Here is a 15,949-nt window from a genome sequence, read left to right as displayed (position 1 = left end):
AATGGAACCGTTTGTTCTCGAGAAAGCCGATAACGGCTGCGAGTTGTTAGCCTTGGCGCCTTTCACGCGCGCCTATCCGCAGCTGTCCGCCGGATTTACGACACGGCTTGGCGGCGTTAGCCGAGGCGATTTCAGCAGCTTGAACTGCGGGCTTCACGTTGCGGATGAACCCGGCGATGTCGTGCGCAACCGGCGTCTGTTGGCCGAGGCGCTGGAGTTTCCGTTCGACGCCTGTACGTATGCCGAACAGGTGCACGGCAACGAGATTCAAGTGGTAACGAAAGCATGGCGCGGAGCGGGCAACGACTCGCGCGAGAAGGCGCTGCAGGCGAAGGACGGGTTCGTGACGAACGAACGCGGGGTTTACTTGCATGCGCTGTTCGCGGACTGCGTGCCGCTTTACTTTTACGATCCGATCCGTCAAGCGGTCGGGCTGGCGCATGCCGGCTGGAAGGGCACCGCACTCCAAATCGCCAAGGCGCTGCTGGAGACGATGAGCGCCGCGTACGGCACGAAGCCGCGCGATGTGAGAGCGGCGATCGGGCCTTCGATCGGTGCCTGCTGTTACGAGGTGGACGACACCGTCATCGGGCGGATCGACCGGGCGCTTCGCGAGGCGGATGAGGAAGCAACCGTTCAACCGGCCGACGTACTGTGTTACAAGCAGCAGCCGAACGGCAAATATAAGTTAAACTTGCAACAAGTCAACCGACAAATTATGATAAAAGCAGGAATATTGCCGTCTCATATCGAAATAACAGGTTTATGCACAAGCTGTCATACGGATCTGTTCTTTTCGCATCGGAAGGAAGGCGGCAGGACGGGCCGAATGGCAGCTTGGATCGGGCTCCGGGAAGCGTAGAGGCTTCCCGCGTTAGAAGCCGTTCGCTGTCTCGAACGCGGTCGATCGTAAATGGGGTGAATAATGAAGTTGAACAATCAATTGGCAGATCGCATACAGCACGTGCAGGAACGAGTGGCAGCCGCTTGCGCCCGCTCGGGCCGCGACCCGAAAGAGGTGCGGACGATTGCCGTTACGAAATACGTTTCGCTGGCGACGACCGGACAAGTTCTCGAAGCCGGACTTACGCATATCGGCGAGAACCGCTGGCAGGATGCGGCGGCCAAGTGGGAAGCGTTCGGATTGAAGGGCACGTGGCATTTTATCGGACATTTGCAAACGAACAAAGTAAAGGACGTCATCGGCAAGTTCGCCTATATTCATTCCCTGGACAGGCTGTCGCTCGCCAAGGAGATTGAGAAGAAAGCTTCCGGGCTGCAGCTGCAGGTGCCTTGCTTCATCCAGCTGAACGTATCCGGCGAGGAGTCGAAATACGGATTGGAGCCGGAATCGCTGATCTCGTTCGTTAGAGAAATACGGGGAATGGATTCGATTCGGATTGCCGGGTTGATGACCATGGCGCCGTACGAAGCGGAAGCTGAGGAAACCAGGCCTGTATTTCGGGGGCTTCGGGAGTGGCGCGACCGCTTGAACGACGCCGGCGTACTTGATTACGAAGTGTCGGAATTGTCCATGGGCATGTCGAACGATTACGAAGTGGCAATCGAGGAAGGCGCGACTTGGGTGAGGCTCGGCTCTATTTTGGTGGGTAAAGAATAAAGCGTCACCAAACAAAGGGAGGGAACGGATATGGGCGTTTATAACAAGTTTATGAATTTGATCGGCCTGCAGGAAGAGGAAGAGCTCGTCGAGCGCGAGCGCAGCTTGGAGCAGCATGAAGAAAATGAAACTCCGGCGCAGGAAGTGCGTAAAACTAAAGGGAACATTGTGAGCATTCATTCGCAAAAAAATATTCGGGTCGTCCTGCACGAGCCGCGTTCTTACGAGGAAACGCAGGAAATCGCCGATCATCTGCGTTCCCGCCGCCCGGTTGTCGTCAACCTGCACCGCGTTCGTACCGATCAGGCGACGCGGATCGTCGATTTCCTGAGCGGTACGGTGTACGCTTTGAACGGCTCGATCTCCAAGATAGGTCCGAATATTTTTCTGTGCACGCCGGATACGGTTGAAATTCACGGTTCCATCTCGGAATTGCTCAACCAGGATGAACAAGCTTGACTACAAAAACGAGGTGAACGTATTTGAGCTCTATTGAAGGTTTCATATCCACACTCGTCAACATTTATCAATACGTGCTTATCGCTTACGTGCTGCTTTCCTGGCTGCCTAACGCGAGGGAGAGCTTCATCGGCGAAATACTGGCTAAGCTGTGCGAGCCATATTTGGGTCTGTTTCGCCGCTTCATCCCGCCGATCGGAGGCATGATCGACATTTCGCCGATCGTCGCCTTAATTGCGCTACGTTTTATCGGCATGGGATTGGCCGTCGTCATCGGCTACATCATCCCTTAATTGAAGGTGATTTCAACTGACGCAGGATAACATTTACGCTCACTTTCACCCGGATGAGCATCGTTTCGTCGATCAAGCCGCCGAATGGGTGGCCAGGGCCGAGCAGCATGAAGTGAAACGGACCGATTTTTTAGACCCAAGACAAGCGTTCATCTTAACGAGTCTCGTGAATCGAAGCGCAGACGTGCAGGTTCGCTTCGAGGGAGGTCACCCGAACGCCGAGCGGAAGCGGGCGATTGTCGCCCCGGATTACCGCGTACTGGATGATGAAGAGATGGGCATCCGGCTAATCGAAGTGTCTTCCACAGACGACAGCCTGGGCGATTTGGACCATGGCGACTATATGGGCGCAATACTCGGTTTGGGCATTAAACGGGATAAAGTCGGCGACATCTATGTGCTGCCGACCGGATGCCACTTTCTTGCCGCCGCAGAGATCGCCGATTATATCGTGCTTCACTTGAACCAGGTGCATCGTGTGCACGTGCATACGGGCACGCTGCCGCTGGACAAGCTGCAGGCCACGGAAACGAAGCTCGACGACATGAACTTGACCGTCGCTTCCCTCCGCTTGGACGGGATTGTCAGCGACGTGTACCGGCTCAGCCGCGCGAAGGTGCTTGTTCCGATCAAAGCGGGCCGCTGCAAAGTGAATTGGAAGCAGGAAGAGGATCCGAGCAAGCCGCTGAAGCAGGGTGACGTCGTGTCGCTGAAGGGGTTCGGCAGGTTCAAAGTGTTGGAAGTCGAAGGGCTGACCAAAAAAGGCAGGTATCGCATTCGAATCGGCAAATATGCATAAATTGCCGATTTTTTTGATTTATGCAGGCAGGAAAAATCTAAGTATTGTCGAAATATACCAATACGCATGGATGTCGAACATCATCGGCGCACGTTGCTCAAATATGCAGGAGGTGCAAGAATGGCTTTAACACCGCTCGATATACATAATAAGGAATTTAGTCGTTCGTTCCGAGGATATGACGAGGATCAGGTCAATGAATTTTTGGATCAGGTTATTAAAGACTACGAGGCGTTAATTCGTGAAAATAAAGAGATGCAAAATCAATTGATTACGATTCAAGAGCGGCTGGATCACTTTGCAAACATTGAGGAAACGCTGAGCAAGACGATCATCGTCGCTCAGGAAGCTGCGGATGAGGTAAAAACGAACGCGAAGAAAGAAGCACAGCTCATCATCAAGGAAGCGGAGAAAAACGCCGATCGGATTATTAACGAATCGCTTTCGAAGGCGCGCAAAATCTCGGTTGAGATCGAGGAGCTGAAGAAACAGGCATCGATCTACCGTACCCGTTTCCGGACGTTAATCGAAGCGCAGCTCGAACTGCTCAGCAAGGAAGATTGGAACTCGCTTGAGCGCACGGAAGTGGAGCAGCCGTAAACCGGACAAGCCCGGATATTCATACAAGCCGTGTCAGTTGACGATGCGCGCAATTTTCGATATACTCCTGTTAAGTTACCATATGTGAAAGCGAAGACTGGGACGAGTACTTGGCGTACGGCTGAAGCAAGCGATTCGGGGGTTGGTGCGAGCCCGGACTTCGGCGGCTTAGGAATATCACCCAGGAGCGTCTCTTGAACCGATGCGTAAGTAAAGAGCAACGGATGATCCCGTTATCGATCATGGAGCGAAGATTATAAGCCAATTGATTCATCCGGTCGGGCGTCAGCCGCGGATGGGGTTGGCTATTGTCTTAATCAGGGTGGTACCGCGAGACTTCTCGTCCCTATGGGATGCGAGGTCTTTTTTTTGTTTGGTTTGAATCAAGTCAGGAGCGTGGGTAAATATGTCAAACGTAGATTATGGAAAAACGTTAAACCTGCTGCAAACCGAGTTTCCGATGCGCGGGAACTTGCCGCAGGCCGAACCGAAAATGCAGCAGCACTGGGAAGAGATTGACATCTACCGTCTCGTGCAAGAAAGCCGCAAAGGCAAGCCGAAATTTATACTGCATGACGGTCCTCCGTATGCAAACGGGGATATTCATATCGGCCATGCGCTGAACAAAGTATTGAAAGATATTATCGTCCGCTTCAAAACGATGCAGGGCTACGACGCCCCGTACGTGCCGGGCTGGGACACGCACGGCTTGCCGATCGAGCAGGCCATCGCCAACGGCGGCAAGGTCGACCGTAAAAAAATGAGCGTTCCGGAATTCCGCGATTACTGTAAAGCCTACGCCCTCGAGTGGGTCGAGAAACAAAAGAAACAGTTCAAGCGGCTAGGTATCCGCGGCGATTGGGAGAACCCGTACGTAACCCTGCAGCCAAAATACGAAGCCCAGCAAATCCGCGTGTTCGGCGGCATGGTGAACAAAGGTTACATCTACAAAGGGCTGAAGCCGGTCTATTGGTCTCCGTCCTCGGAGAGCGCGCTGGCCGAAGCGGAAATCGAATATAAAGACAAAACTTCAACCTCGATCTATGTGGCGTTTCAAGTGAAAGACGGAAAAGGCAAGCTGCCCGAGGATGCCGCGATCGTCATCTGGACGACGACGCCTTGGACGCTTCCTGCCAACCTCGGGATCAGTCTGCATCCGGAATTTGACTACGTGCTGGTAGAGGCGGCCGGCCGCAAGTTTGTGCTTGCGCAAGGGCTGCTCGAAGCGGCGGCGAAGGAAATCGGCTGGACAGACGTGAAGGTGCTGTCTGCCTACAAAGGCGCCGAGCTGGAGCATGTGCTCTGCCAGCATCCGTTCTACGACCGCAGGTCCCTCGTGATGGTCGGCGAGCATGTCACGCTGGAAGCGGGTACGGGCTGCGTTCATACCGCGCCGGGTCACGGGGAAGATGACTTTGTCATCGGGCAACGTTATAACATCGGCGTGTTGTGTCCGGTGGACGATCAGGGGCATTTTACGGCGGAAGCGCCGGGCTTTGAAGGCATGTTCTACGATAAGGGAAACAAGGTGATCACGGAGATGCTGCAAGCTTCCGGCCACCTGCTGCATATGAACACGATCCAGCATCAATACCCGCATGACTGGCGGACGAAGAAGCCCGTTATCTTCCGTGCGACCGAGCAATGGTTCGCTTCCGTCGATAAATTCCGTCAAGCGATGCTGGACGAAATCAAACGCATCGACTGGACGCCGGAGTGGGGCGAGACCCGTCTGCACAACATGATCGCCGAGCGCGGCGACTGGTGTATTTCCCGGCAACGGGCATGGGGCGTTCCGATTCCGATCTTCTATTGCCGCAGCTGCAACGAGCCGCTCGTGAATGAGTCGACGATCGAGCATGTTGCGGGCATCTTCGAGCAGGAGGGCTCGAATGCATGGTTCTTGAAGGATGAGAAAGAGCTGCTGCCGGCAGGTACCGTGTGCCCGTCCTGCGGACACGACCATTTCCGCAAAGAAACGGATATTATGGACGTATGGTTCGATTCCGGCTCCAGCCATGTAGCGGTATTGGAGACGCGCGAGGAACTGCAATGGCCGGCTGACTTGTATTTGGAAGGATCGGACCAATATCGCGGCTGGTTCAACTCCTCGTTGATCACGGGTGTTGCGGTGAAGGGGCAAGCGCCTTACAAAGGTATCCTGTCCCACGGCTTCACGCTGGACGGCGAAGGACGGAAAATGTCCAAGTCACTCGGCAATACGATCGATCCGAAGCAAGTGGCAGACAAGCTGGGCGCTGAAATTTTGCGTCTGTGGGTGTCCTCAACCGACTTTCAGGCGGATCAACGCATCTCGGATAACATCTTGACCCAAACGTCCGAGGGTTACCGGAAGATCCGCAACACGCTGCGCTTCCTGCTCGGCAACCTGTCGGATTTCGACCCGGCTCGCGATCGCGTCGACGTGTCTGCTCTGAACGAGCTTGACCGATTCGCCATGATTCGTCTGCACCGGATGGCCGACAAAGTAATTAAAGCTTACGACAAGTATGAGTTCCATGTCGTTTATCAAGCGGTGCATCATTATTGCGCCGTCGAAATGAGCGCGTTCTACCTGGATATTCTGAAAGATCGGCTGTACGCCAGCGCGGCGGCGGATCCGGAGCGAAAAGCGGCACAAACCGTATTGTACGACACGCTAACGGTTATAACTAAACTGATCGCGCCGATCCTGCCACATACCGCGGACGAAGTGTGGAAATATATCCCGGGCACGGAACTGGCCAGCGTGCAGCTCGCCTATTTGCCGGAAGTGAATGCGGACTTGTTCGATGAAGCGTTGGAGCAGAAGTGGGAATCGTTCATCTCGCTGCGTGACGATGTGCTGAAGGCGCTGGAAGAAGCGCGCAAGGAGAAGCTCATCGGGAACTCGCTCAGCGCTTGCGTGCATCTGTATCCGAATGCGGAAGCCGCGAAGCTGCTTGCCGGCTTTGACAGGCTGGATCTGCTCTTCATCGTGTCGGGTGTCGTCGTGCACGAAGCGGGAGAGACGGTGCCTGCCGGGGCGCATGCATTCAAGGAAATGGCGGTGTCCATCGCTGTAGCAGACGGTGAGAAGTGCGAGCGCTGCTGGATCGTCACGCCGGAGGTTGGACACGATCCGGAGCATCCTACGTTGTGCAAACGGTGCTCAGGCGTCTTGAAAGAAGGCGCTGCGGTTTAACCCGGTGTATCCGCGCAAACAAGTAACGAGCGATCTCCGGCTGAGGCCGGAACGCTCGTTACTTGTTGCGTTGATTCCGTATTCCGCACGCAACGTTCAGTCGTAGCTGTCCTCCACGGAAGATTCTTGTTCCAGTAAGCCGTAGCCTTCGCCATTGCGCATATAATCGCGGTAAGCCTGGTTGCGGACGACGGTGACCTGTTGGCCGTACAGATCGGTCGCGACGAAGCTTTCGAACGATTCGACGTAACCGACGTTCTCTTCGGCTTCGATCTCCATATCGTTGTAGTTGTTGGATATATCCGGATCTTCCGCCATCGCCGGGGAATTGGATGTGCCCCAGCTCTCCACGATTTGCCATGCGTCTTCGCCGTCAAATTGATTTTGATCGGGGAGCTCGTCCAAGCTCGTACGTCCGAATGGCGGAGCCAGCAGCTGCTCTTCCACAGGTCTGCGCTCCGATTCGTTCGGGTCGGGCACATGCTTGACGCAGTACGCCGCGGTAGGCATAGCTTGCAGCCGTTCGAACGGTATGGGTTGCCCGCAAGCGCGGCACGTTCCGTATGCACCCGTTTCGATGCGTGCGAGCGCTTCGTTGATGTCGGTTAAGTGACGTTCCGCATTTTCAAGCAAAGCGATGTCTTTAGCCCGCTCGAACATTTCGCTGCCGAGGTCGGCCGGATGGTTGTCGTAAGCGGATAGTTCACCGGTTTGATCGCGGAGCGAATTTTCCAGGCCTTCGTGCTCTCGGTCGGTCAAGTGCGCTTGAAGCCACTGCTGCTCTTCCTGAAGCTTAGCGCTCAGCTCCTGCAGCTGGGCCCCGGTTAACGCGTGATCCCGGGATGGAACGTTCGTCAAGATGATCGCCTCCTCGAGGTGGTTGCCTACCGTTAGTTTAAGCGGACCGGAATTTTTTTAGCTAGGTAAATCCTTGTAATGTCAGCTCGAATAAGGGGTTGTTCCATTGAAATATTTACAATACTACGTGTACGCCTTCATCGTGCTGCTTATCGACCAAGCAACGAAATGGGTGATTGTCAACCGCTTGGTGATTGGAGAATCGCGTTCCGTTATCGGCGAGTTTTTCCAAATTACGTCGCACCGGAATAAAGGAGCGGCCTTCGGCATTCTGCAAAACCAACGATGGTTTTTCATCGTTATCACGATCTTTGTCGTGATCGGTATCATCTGGTATTTGAAAAAGACGTTGGACGAAGGCAAGAAGCTGCTGCCGTTTGCGTTAAGCTTGCTGCTGGGTGGAGCGCTCGGCAATTTCATCGACCGGGCGAGAACGGGCGAGGTGGTTGACTTCTTCCAATTTACATTCGATTTCAGCTGGCTGCAGACGCCTTATATTTTCCCCATTTTCAATGTGGCGGATTCCGCAATCGTCTCCGGCGTCGCTTTGATCTTCCTGGACGCATTAATCAGTTGGCGCCGCGAGGCGAAGCAGAGCGTCAAGACCGGATCGGAAAGCGGGGATTTGCAGCCATGAGCGGAGTGCAGCAAGAAGTCTCCGGGGATTTGGATTCCCGCCAGGAATGGGTCATTGAAGCGACGGAAGCGGGCGAACGCATCGACAAGTTTCTAACCGAGGCGCTGGATGAGGAGGTGTCGCGGACGCAGGTGCAGCAATGGATCAAGGAAGGCCATGCAACTATCGACGGCCGCGTGGTCAAGCCGAACTACAAGCTGAATGAGGGCGAAACGCTGGCGCTGATCATCCCCGAGCCGCAGGAGCTGGAAGTGGCCGCGGAGCCGATTCCGCTCGATGTCGTCTACGAGGACTCGGACGTGATTGTCATCAATAAACCGCGCGGCCTTGTCGTGCACCCGGCGCCCGGCCATTACAGCGGCACGCTCGTGAACGGGCTGATGTACCACTGCCAGGACTTGTCCGGCATTAATGGGGTGATGCGTCCCGGCATCGTGCACCGGATCGACAAGGATACTTCGGGACTGCTGATGGCTGCGAAGAACGACCTGGCCCACAGCGGGCTGGCCGCGCAGCTGAAGGCGCACACGGTCAACCGCAAGTATATCGCCCTTGTGCACGGCAACGTGCCGCACGACAACGGAACGATCGATGCGCCGATCGGCCGCGATCCGAAGGACCGCAAGCTGTACACGGTCACAGAGAAGAACAGTAAGCGTGCCGTCACGCATTTTCTCGTATTGGAACGATTCGGCGACTACACGTTAGTCGAGCTGAAGCTGGAAACGGGACGAACGCACCAGATTCGCGTCCACATGAAGTTTATCGGGCATCCGCTGGTCGGCGACCCGGCCTACGGCCTGTCGAAGAGCAGGGGCGTCGTCATGGAAGGGCAAGCCTTGCATGCCGCCGTCCTCGGCTTCGAACACCCGCGCTCCGGAAAGTGGCTGGAGTTTGAAGCGCCGCTGCCGGACGATATGCTGCGATTGTTGGACGTACTAAAAACGCGATAAGGAATGAAAGCCGGACATGGAACAATTGGAGAGGCTCATTAATCCGCGGGTCAAAGACATTCAAATTTCAGGCATCCGTAAAATTTCGAATCTGGTCAGCGGATATAAGGATGCGATTACACTGACCATCGGGCAGCCGGATTTTCCGACGCCTGAACATATTTTGCACGCGGCGGAGCAGGCCATCGCCGACCACCGCACGACCTACACGCCGAATCCGGGGCTGCCGGAACTGCGGTCGGCCATCTCACAGTTCGTGAAGGGGAAGTACGGACTGGAGTATGCCGCAGCGGACGAAATCATCGTGACGACTGGCGCAAGCCAGGCGCTCGATATTACGCTGCGGACGCTGCTGACCGAAGGCAGCGAGGTTATTTTACCGGGTCCGATCTATCCCGGCTATGAGCCGCTTGTCCGATTGTGCGGAGGCGTACCGGTCTATGTGGATACGCGATCCAATGGCTTCAAGCTGACTGCAGAACTGCTTGAGCCGCATCTGACGGACCGGACCCGCTGCGTCGTTCTCTGTTACCCGTCAAACCCGACCGGTCGCGTCCTGGCGTCGGAAGAGCTGGCGGAGATCGGACAATTGCTGGCCGATCGGGAAGTGTTCGTCATCGCCGACGAAATTTACAGCGAGCTTATCTACGATGCGCCGCACCGCTCTTTCGCGGCCGTGCCGGGCATGCGTGAGCAAACGATCGTCATTAACGGCTTGTCGAAATCCCATTCCATGACAGGCTGGCGGATCGGCTTCACGCTTGCGCCCGCCTACTTGTCCCAGCATATGGTCAAGGTTCATCAGTACAACGTGACCTGCGCAAGCTCGATCAGTCAATATGCGGCGATTGAAGCGCTGACAGCGGGCGTGGATGACGCTGCCCCCATGAAAGCCGAGTACCGCAAGCGCCGCGATTTCGTATACGACCGGTTGACCGGCATGGGCTTTACGCTGGAGAAACCGGAAGGGGCGTTCTATATGTTCCCTTCGATCGAGCGGTTCGGGTTGACGTCGATGGAGTTCACGATGCGTCTGCTCGAGGAGCACCGCGTCGCGGTTGTTCCGGGGGATGCCTTCTCGCATTTCGGGGAAGGGTACGTGCGGCTTTCGTATGCATACGGGATGGATGTGCTGGAAGCCGGGATGGACCGGCTGGAGGCGTTCGTGAAGAAGCTGCCCCACCGTTGAATTTGGCGCCATGTTATCGAATTTTAACTGCGCAAACAGCCGTTCGGAATGATCCGGACGGCTGTTTGCATATCATTTCAGGCTATTGCTCCGACTTCCAGGTCAGAAAGCGGGTCATGAGGCCGATGGCCGTATCGATGGCCGCTTCGTCCGGCTCGATCTTCGCATGATGCAGCCCGTACGGGGTATTGACGCCGAGCCAGAACATGAAGCCGGGAATCGATTCGAGGAAATATCCGAAATCTTCGCCGGTCATCGCTTCCGTACATTCATGAAGCTTCACGCCGAACTCCGCCTGCGATTCGCTGAGCCAGCTCATAAACTCCGCGGTCACGGACTTTTCGTTATACACCTGCATGTAATTTGAACCGTAATCGATCTCGGCTTTACAGGCGAACGAAGCCTCTATGCCGTTCACGATCGCTTCTATGCGCGATTTAACGAGCTTCATCGTATCGGCGGATAAAGTGCGGATCGTTCCTTCGAGGCGCGCCCGCTCCGCGATGATGTTCTGCTTCGTGCCGCCGTCGATCTTGCCGATCGTGATCACGGCGGAGTCGAGCGGGTTCACATTGCGCGCGATGACGGTTTGCAGCTGGCCGACAAGCTGACAAGCGGCGACGACCATATCGTTGGCGTTGTGCGGGAAGGCGGCGTGCCCCCCGGTGCCCACAAGGTCGATAAAGAGCTCGGACGTGTTGGCGAACAGGATGCCGGGCTTCGTCGCAATCGTGCCGACCGGATATTCCGGGGCGATATGCAGCGCGAAGATCTCGTCCGGACGCCAAGCCTGAAACTCTTCGCTTTCGAGCATCGGAAGCGCGCCGCCCGGACCTTCCTCCGCCGGTTGAAAAATAAACGTCAAATCGTCGCGGATCGGATGAGAGGCAAAATGGGCCAAAATCCCGAGCCCGATGCTCATATGCAAATCGTGGCCGCACGCGTGCATGAAACCGGGATGCGTCGATTTGAACTCGTAACCGGTGTCCTCCTGAATGGGCAAGCCGTCCATATCGGCACGGTAGCCATACCTGCGCTTCGGCGCGGTTCCGCGAACGTTCACGAGAAGACCGGTCCGCCATTTGCGAACTTCGATGCGGTCCTGCGGCAGACGGGAAATAAAGTCAAGCAAATAAGCTTGCGTTTTGAATTCCTGGAAGCCCGGTTCGGGGATTTGGTGCAGCTCGCGGCGCACCTGAACGAACGGGCTGGGAATGACGGTTTTGCTCATAAGCGAACCAGAGCCTCCTATAAGAAAGCAATTTGGGCCGTGCACGGTTAACAGAAAGGCCCGGCGCCAGGCGCCGAGCCGCATCCATGCGCTATTTACAGGGTGCGCAGGTCTTTCAAAATTTCCGTTTTGGACTTTGTCTTGTCGTCCACTTTCTTGATCACGCGTGCTGGCGTACCCGCCACAACACTGAAAGGAGGCACATCTTCCACGACGACCGCGCCGGCCGCCACGACGGAACCTTCCCCTACGCGCACGCCTTCCAGAATAACTGCGTTCGCGCCGACGAGCACATCGTCTTCGATCACGACCGGCTGCGCCGAAGGCGGCTCGATGACACCCGCGAGGACGGAGCCTGCGCCGATGTGGCACATTTTACCGACTTTCACGCGGCCGCCGATGACGACGCCCATATCGATCATGGTGCCTTCGCCGATGGAAGCGCCGATGTTGATGACGGCACCCATCATAATGATGGCGTTGTCGCCGATGCCGACCATATCGCGGATGATGGCGCCCGGCTCGATGCGGGCGTTGATGCCTTTCAGGTCGAGCAGCGGAATGGCGGAGTTGCGGCGGTCGTTCTCGACGACGTAGTCTTCGATTTTCGCGCTTTGCTCGTCAAGCACCGCTTTAATATCGGTCCATTCGCCGAACAGGACGCCGCTTTTGCCGGATACGAACGCTTGGATCGTATCGCCGAAAGCGATGGATTCCAAATCGCCTTTTACATATACTTTCACCGGGGTTTTCTTTTTGCTTGTTTTGATAAGATTAATGACTTCTTCGGTATTCATTTCGATCGACATAATGTTTCACTTCCACTCCTTATGTAAGGTTGCCGCTCGGACAAGCGGACACGAACTACATCTTTTATAGCACAATCCACCGTTTCTAGCAATGTTTAAGACCCCGCATGCCGCAAAAGGAGACCGGGCCCGAACGCGATAACGCAACTGGCGGCCCTGACAGGAAAGGCAATGCCGATTCATCGTCCGCTTGTTCGGTTCGAACGATGAAGGCACCTCGACGTCTATTGACATCCGCTGTCGAACGTGGGATAATGCTCGTAACTGAAAAGCACCTTTAAAATGCAGTCCCGTGAGGCTGACAAGGTGAACGACGAATTGAACGGTCTACCCGGAACGGAACGACTTGGGTTGGTTATGTCCAGCTCATCTCGGTTCCTGCGGGCAGGTTCTATTTTCGCGCACGCTAACCTTGTCCACACGGCAAGGTTTTTTTATGTCTTGCGCAGTCGATCGCTTTGTGATGAAGGAATACAACGGTGAGGAGGTTCCGGTGTTCATGCAGCAAACCGAGCTTGTGCTAATGGACGATACGGCCATACGACGAGCATTGACGCGTATCGCCCATGAAATATTGGAACGAAACAAAGGCTTTGAAGATTGCGTACTCATCGGGATCCGCACCCGGGGCATTCATCTGGCCCGGCGGGTCGCTGAGAAAATTGTCGAAATCGAGGGAGCTAACGTACCGATCGGGGAAGTGGACGTCACGCGATATCGCGACGACCGGACCATCTCCGCACCCCCGCACGTAACCGCCTTGAGCGAAGAGGCGGCTGCGCTCGAAGCCGGACGGCAAAGCCTCGTGGTTCATAAGAAGAAAGTGATTTTGTTCGATGACGTATTGTACACGGGACGAACGGTGAGGGCGGCGATGGATGCGCTGATGGATCTCGGGCGGCCGCAATCGATACAACTGGCCGTGCTCGTCGACCGCGGACACCGGGAGCTGCCGATCCGGCCGGATTACGTGGGGAAGAACGTTCCGACCTCGCGAATGGAGAGCATTGAGGTGCACTTAACGGAATCGGACGGCGCGGACCAAGTGCTCATCACAGGACAGAGGAGGCAAGGCGAATGACACGAACTCAGCTTTTATCCGATAAACATCTGCTCGGAACGAAAGGGCTTAGCGCCGAAGAGCTGACATCCATTTTGGACCGCGCCGCTTACTGGGAGCAATATCCGGTGAAGGTGACCGGTCATTTGCAAGGCCGCTTCGTGGCCAACATGTTTTTTGAGAACAGTACGAGAACGAGATTTTCCTTTGAGGTTGCGGAAAAGCGGCTTGGCGCTGAAGTGCTCAATTTCACAGCCGCCGTATCCAGCGTTCAAAAAGGCGAATCGATTTACGATACGGTACGAACGCTGGAGTCCATGGGCATCGACGCCGGCGTCATCCGCATGAAGCCGAACGGTCTCTTGCCCGAGCTGGTGCAAAAAATCAAGGTGCCGCTGATCAACGCCGGCGACGGCAACAACGAGCACCCGACGCAGGCGCTGCTCGATCTGTATACGATCCGCCAAACATTCGGCGGCTTCAAAGGGCTGCACGTCGCCATCATCGGCGACATCCAGCACAGCCGGGTCGCCCGCTCGAACTTGTGGGCGCTGCAAACGCTTGGCGCGAGGGTCAGCTTCTGCGCGCCGCAAGGCATGCGTGCGGATGAGCTGGGCGAGCACGCGCCTTATGTTACGATCGACGAGGCGCTGTCGGCCGACGTCGTCATGATGCTGCGGGTGCAGCTGGAACGCCACGAAGGCACGCTGTTCGGGTCGGCGGAGGAATACCGCGCCGCCTACGGGCTGACGTCGGAGCGGGCTGCGCGAATGGCGCCGCACGCGATCATCATGCACCCGGCCCCGTTCAACCGGAACGTCGAAATCGACGACGAGCTGGTCGAGTGCGAGAAGTCGAAAATTTTTACGCAAATGAGCAACGGCGTGCCGATTCGGATGGCCGTGATCGAGCGCGCGTTGAGCTAAGCGAAGGGGATTGCGCGAAACATTTTAACCATATGTGGAGGTTTTCATGGGAATTTGGATCTTGAACGCCCGCGTTGTCAGCGCAGGGAATGAAACACAAGCGAAGCACGTGCTGGTGGAGGGCGGTCTCGTGGCCCGTATTGCAGATGCGGACGGCACGTCGCCGGATGTCGGCGGACATGAAGTGATCGATGCCAAGGGCAAGCTGCTGACGCCGGGATTGATCGACATGCACGTGCACCTGCGCGAACCGGGCTTTGAACATAAAGAAACGATTGCGACCGGTACACGCTCGGCTGCCCGCGGAGGTTTCACAACCATCGCCTGCATGCCGAACACGAGGCCGGTCATCGACACGGTCGAGACCGTGAAGTACGTGCTGGACAAAGCGGAAACCGAAGGCGTCGTCCGCGTGCTTCCGTACGGCTGTATTACGAAAAACGAGCTCGGCCGCGAGCTGACCGACTTCGAAGCACTGAAGGAAGCGGGCGTAATCGGGTATACGGATGACGGGGTCGGCGTGCAAAGCGCTCAGATGATGAAAGACGCGATGGCTAAAGCGGCCTCGATCGGCATGCCGGTTATCGCGCACTGCGAAGACAACACGCTGGTAGAGGGCGCCGCCTTCTCGGAAGGCTCTTTCGCTCGCAAGCACGGGCTGAAGGGCATTCCGAACGAGTCGGAAGCGATTCATGTGGGCCGCGATATTTTGCTGGCTGAAGCGACGGGCGTCCATTATCATGTGTGCCACGTCAGCACGGAGCAATCGGTCCGGCTGATCCGGCAGGCGAAACAGATCGGCATCAAGGTGACGGCGGAGGTATGTCCGCACCATCTGCTGCTCTCGGACGAAGATATTCCCGGACTCGACGCCAACTGGAAAATGAATCCGCCGCTGCGCACGCCGCGAGACGTGCAGGCTTGTATCGAAGGTCTCATGGACGGTACGATTGATATCATCGTAACGGACCACGCGCCGCACAGCGAGGAAGAGAAGGCGCGCGGCGTACAGCTCGCTCCGTTCGGCATCGTCGGCTTCGAGACGGCCTTCCCGCTTCTGTACACGAAGTTCGTGGAAACGGGGGCCTGGAGTCTGGAGTTTCTGATCGACAAGATGACGAAGCTGCCGGCCGAAGTGTTCGGACTGCCGTGGGGAACGATAACTGAAGGTAAACCGGCGGATTTAACCTTGATCGACCTGGAGTCGGAGAAAGCGGTCGATCCGGCGGAATTCGCTTCGAAGGGACGCAACACCCCGTTTACGGGCTGGGTGCTTAAGGGCTGGCCGACGCTGACGATGGTGGAAGGCAAGGTTGTTTGGTCGGTATGA

General features: G+C 56.2%; 16 protein-coding genes and 1 other annotated feature. Of the genes, 13 read left to right on the top strand and 3 right to left on the bottom strand.

Annotation, left to right across the window (positions count from 1 at the left end; all coding sequences use genetic code 11):
* Position 1 precedes the first annotated feature (1 nt).
* The 7 genes from pgeF (at position 2) to ileS (ending at position 6,956) form a co-directional block, all read left to right on the top strand.
* Positions 2–862 carry a peptidoglycan editing factor PgeF gene (pgeF, locus tag FKP33_RS01045; RefSeq protein ID WP_141333754.1) on the top strand — a complete coding sequence of 287 codons (861 nt, stop codon included), beginning with the start codon at positions 2–4 and terminating at the stop codon, positions 860–862.
* A 69-nt stretch (positions 863–931) separates the two neighbouring features.
* The gene (locus FKP33_RS01040) at positions 932–1,621 is read left to right on the top strand and encodes a YggS family pyridoxal phosphate-dependent enzyme (RefSeq protein WP_141333753.1); all 690 of its coding nucleotides are present in this window, start codon (positions 932–934) and stop codon (positions 1,619–1,621) included.
* Positions 1,622–1,651: 30 nt separating this feature from the next.
* Entirely contained in the window at positions 1,652–2,080 is a 429-nt protein-coding gene (locus FKP33_RS01035) for a cell division protein SepF (RefSeq protein ID WP_141333752.1), read from the top strand.
* A gap of 23 nt (positions 2,081–2,103) precedes the next feature.
* Positions 2,104–2,373: a YggT family protein gene (locus tag FKP33_RS01030; RefSeq protein ID WP_054795537.1), complete on the top strand. Its 270-nt coding sequence runs from the start codon at positions 2,104–2,106 to the stop codon at positions 2,371–2,373.
* A 16-nt stretch (positions 2,374–2,389) separates the two neighbouring features.
* Complete coding sequence (locus tag FKP33_RS01025; protein WP_127607243.1) at positions 2,390–3,172, top strand: YlmH family RNA-binding protein; 783 nt, start codon at positions 2,390–2,392, stop codon at positions 3,170–3,172.
* A 120-nt stretch (positions 3,173–3,292) separates the two neighbouring features.
* Positions 3,293–3,772 (top strand): DivIVA domain-containing protein, encoded by a 480-nt coding sequence (locus FKP33_RS01020; protein ID WP_127607245.1) that lies wholly within the window; start codon positions 3,293–3,295, stop codon positions 3,770–3,772.
* Between the two features lie 84 nt (positions 3,773–3,856).
* Positions 3,857–4,123: a binding site (T-box leader), on the top strand.
* A 55-nt stretch (positions 4,124–4,178) separates the two neighbouring features.
* Positions 4,179–6,956, top strand: coding sequence for an isoleucine--tRNA ligase (ileS, locus tag FKP33_RS01015; protein WP_141333751.1), 2,778 nt, complete (start codon positions 4,179–4,181; stop codon positions 6,954–6,956).
* 96 nt (positions 6,957–7,052) lie between these two features.
* Here ileS and FKP33_RS01010 read toward each other — a convergent pair whose 3' ends face one another.
* Complete coding sequence (locus FKP33_RS01010; protein ID WP_054795538.1) at positions 7,053–7,814, bottom strand: TraR/DksA C4-type zinc finger protein; 762 nt, start codon at positions 7,812–7,814, stop codon at positions 7,053–7,055.
* A gap of 106 nt (positions 7,815–7,920) precedes the next feature.
* On the opposite strand from FKP33_RS01010, the gene lspA reads away from it, so the two are divergent.
* Genes lspA through FKP33_RS00995 form a run of 3 tightly spaced genes read left to right on the top strand, consistent with a single transcriptional unit; the run spans position 7,921 to position 10,593 of the window.
* Entirely contained in the window at positions 7,921–8,451 is a 531-nt protein-coding gene (gene lspA / locus FKP33_RS01005) for a signal peptidase II (RefSeq protein ID WP_141333750.1), read from the top strand.
* Positions 8,448–9,404 carry an RluA family pseudouridine synthase gene (locus tag FKP33_RS01000; protein WP_054798716.1) on the top strand — a complete coding sequence of 319 codons (957 nt, stop codon included), beginning with the start codon at positions 8,448–8,450 and terminating at the stop codon, positions 9,402–9,404. The genes lspA and FKP33_RS01000 overlap by 4 nt, the downstream gene beginning before the upstream one ends.
* A 16-nt stretch (positions 9,405–9,420) precedes the next feature.
* Positions 9,421–10,593 (top strand): aminotransferase A, encoded by a 1,173-nt coding sequence (locus FKP33_RS00995; protein ID WP_141333749.1) that lies wholly within the window; start codon positions 9,421–9,423, stop codon positions 10,591–10,593.
* Between the two features lie 82 nt (positions 10,594–10,675).
* Here FKP33_RS00995 and FKP33_RS00990 read toward each other — a convergent pair whose 3' ends face one another.
* Positions 10,676–11,824 (bottom strand): N-acetyldiaminopimelate deacetylase, encoded by a 1,149-nt coding sequence (locus FKP33_RS00990; protein WP_054795541.1) that lies wholly within the window; start codon positions 11,822–11,824, stop codon positions 10,676–10,678.
* 95 nt (positions 11,825–11,919) lie between these two features.
* Positions 11,920–12,633 carry a 2,3,4,5-tetrahydropyridine-2,6-dicarboxylate N-acetyltransferase gene (gene dapD / locus FKP33_RS00985; protein ID WP_054798717.1) on the bottom strand — a complete coding sequence of 238 codons (714 nt, stop codon included), beginning with the start codon at positions 12,631–12,633 and terminating at the stop codon, positions 11,920–11,922.
* Between the two features lie 499 nt (positions 12,634–13,132).
* Between dapD and pyrR the strand changes: the two genes are divergently transcribed.
* Genes pyrR through FKP33_RS00970 form a run of 3 tightly spaced genes read left to right on the top strand, consistent with a single transcriptional unit; the run spans position 13,133 to position 15,949 of the window.
* Complete coding sequence (pyrR, locus tag FKP33_RS00980) at positions 13,133–13,714, top strand: bifunctional pyr operon transcriptional regulator/uracil phosphoribosyltransferase PyrR (protein ID WP_054798759.1); 582 nt, start codon at positions 13,133–13,135, stop codon at positions 13,712–13,714.
* The gene (locus FKP33_RS00975; protein WP_141333748.1) at positions 13,711–14,619 is read left to right on the top strand and encodes an aspartate carbamoyltransferase catalytic subunit; all 909 of its coding nucleotides are present in this window, start codon (positions 13,711–13,713) and stop codon (positions 14,617–14,619) included. The genes pyrR and FKP33_RS00975 overlap by 4 nt, the downstream gene beginning before the upstream one ends.
* Before the next feature lie 46 nt (positions 14,620–14,665).
* Positions 14,666–15,949 (top strand): dihydroorotase, encoded by a 1,284-nt coding sequence (locus tag FKP33_RS00970; RefSeq protein ID WP_127607255.1) that lies wholly within the window; start codon positions 14,666–14,668, stop codon positions 15,947–15,949.

Source organism: Paenibacillus sp. tmac-D7, assembly GCF_006519665.1.
In the GTDB taxonomy this organism is placed as follows: domain Bacteria; phylum Bacillota; class Bacilli; order Paenibacillales; family NBRC-103111; genus Paenibacillus_G; species Paenibacillus_G validus.
Note: the sequence above shows the minus strand (reverse complement) of the source record. Positions and strands in the feature narration are given on the sequence as shown.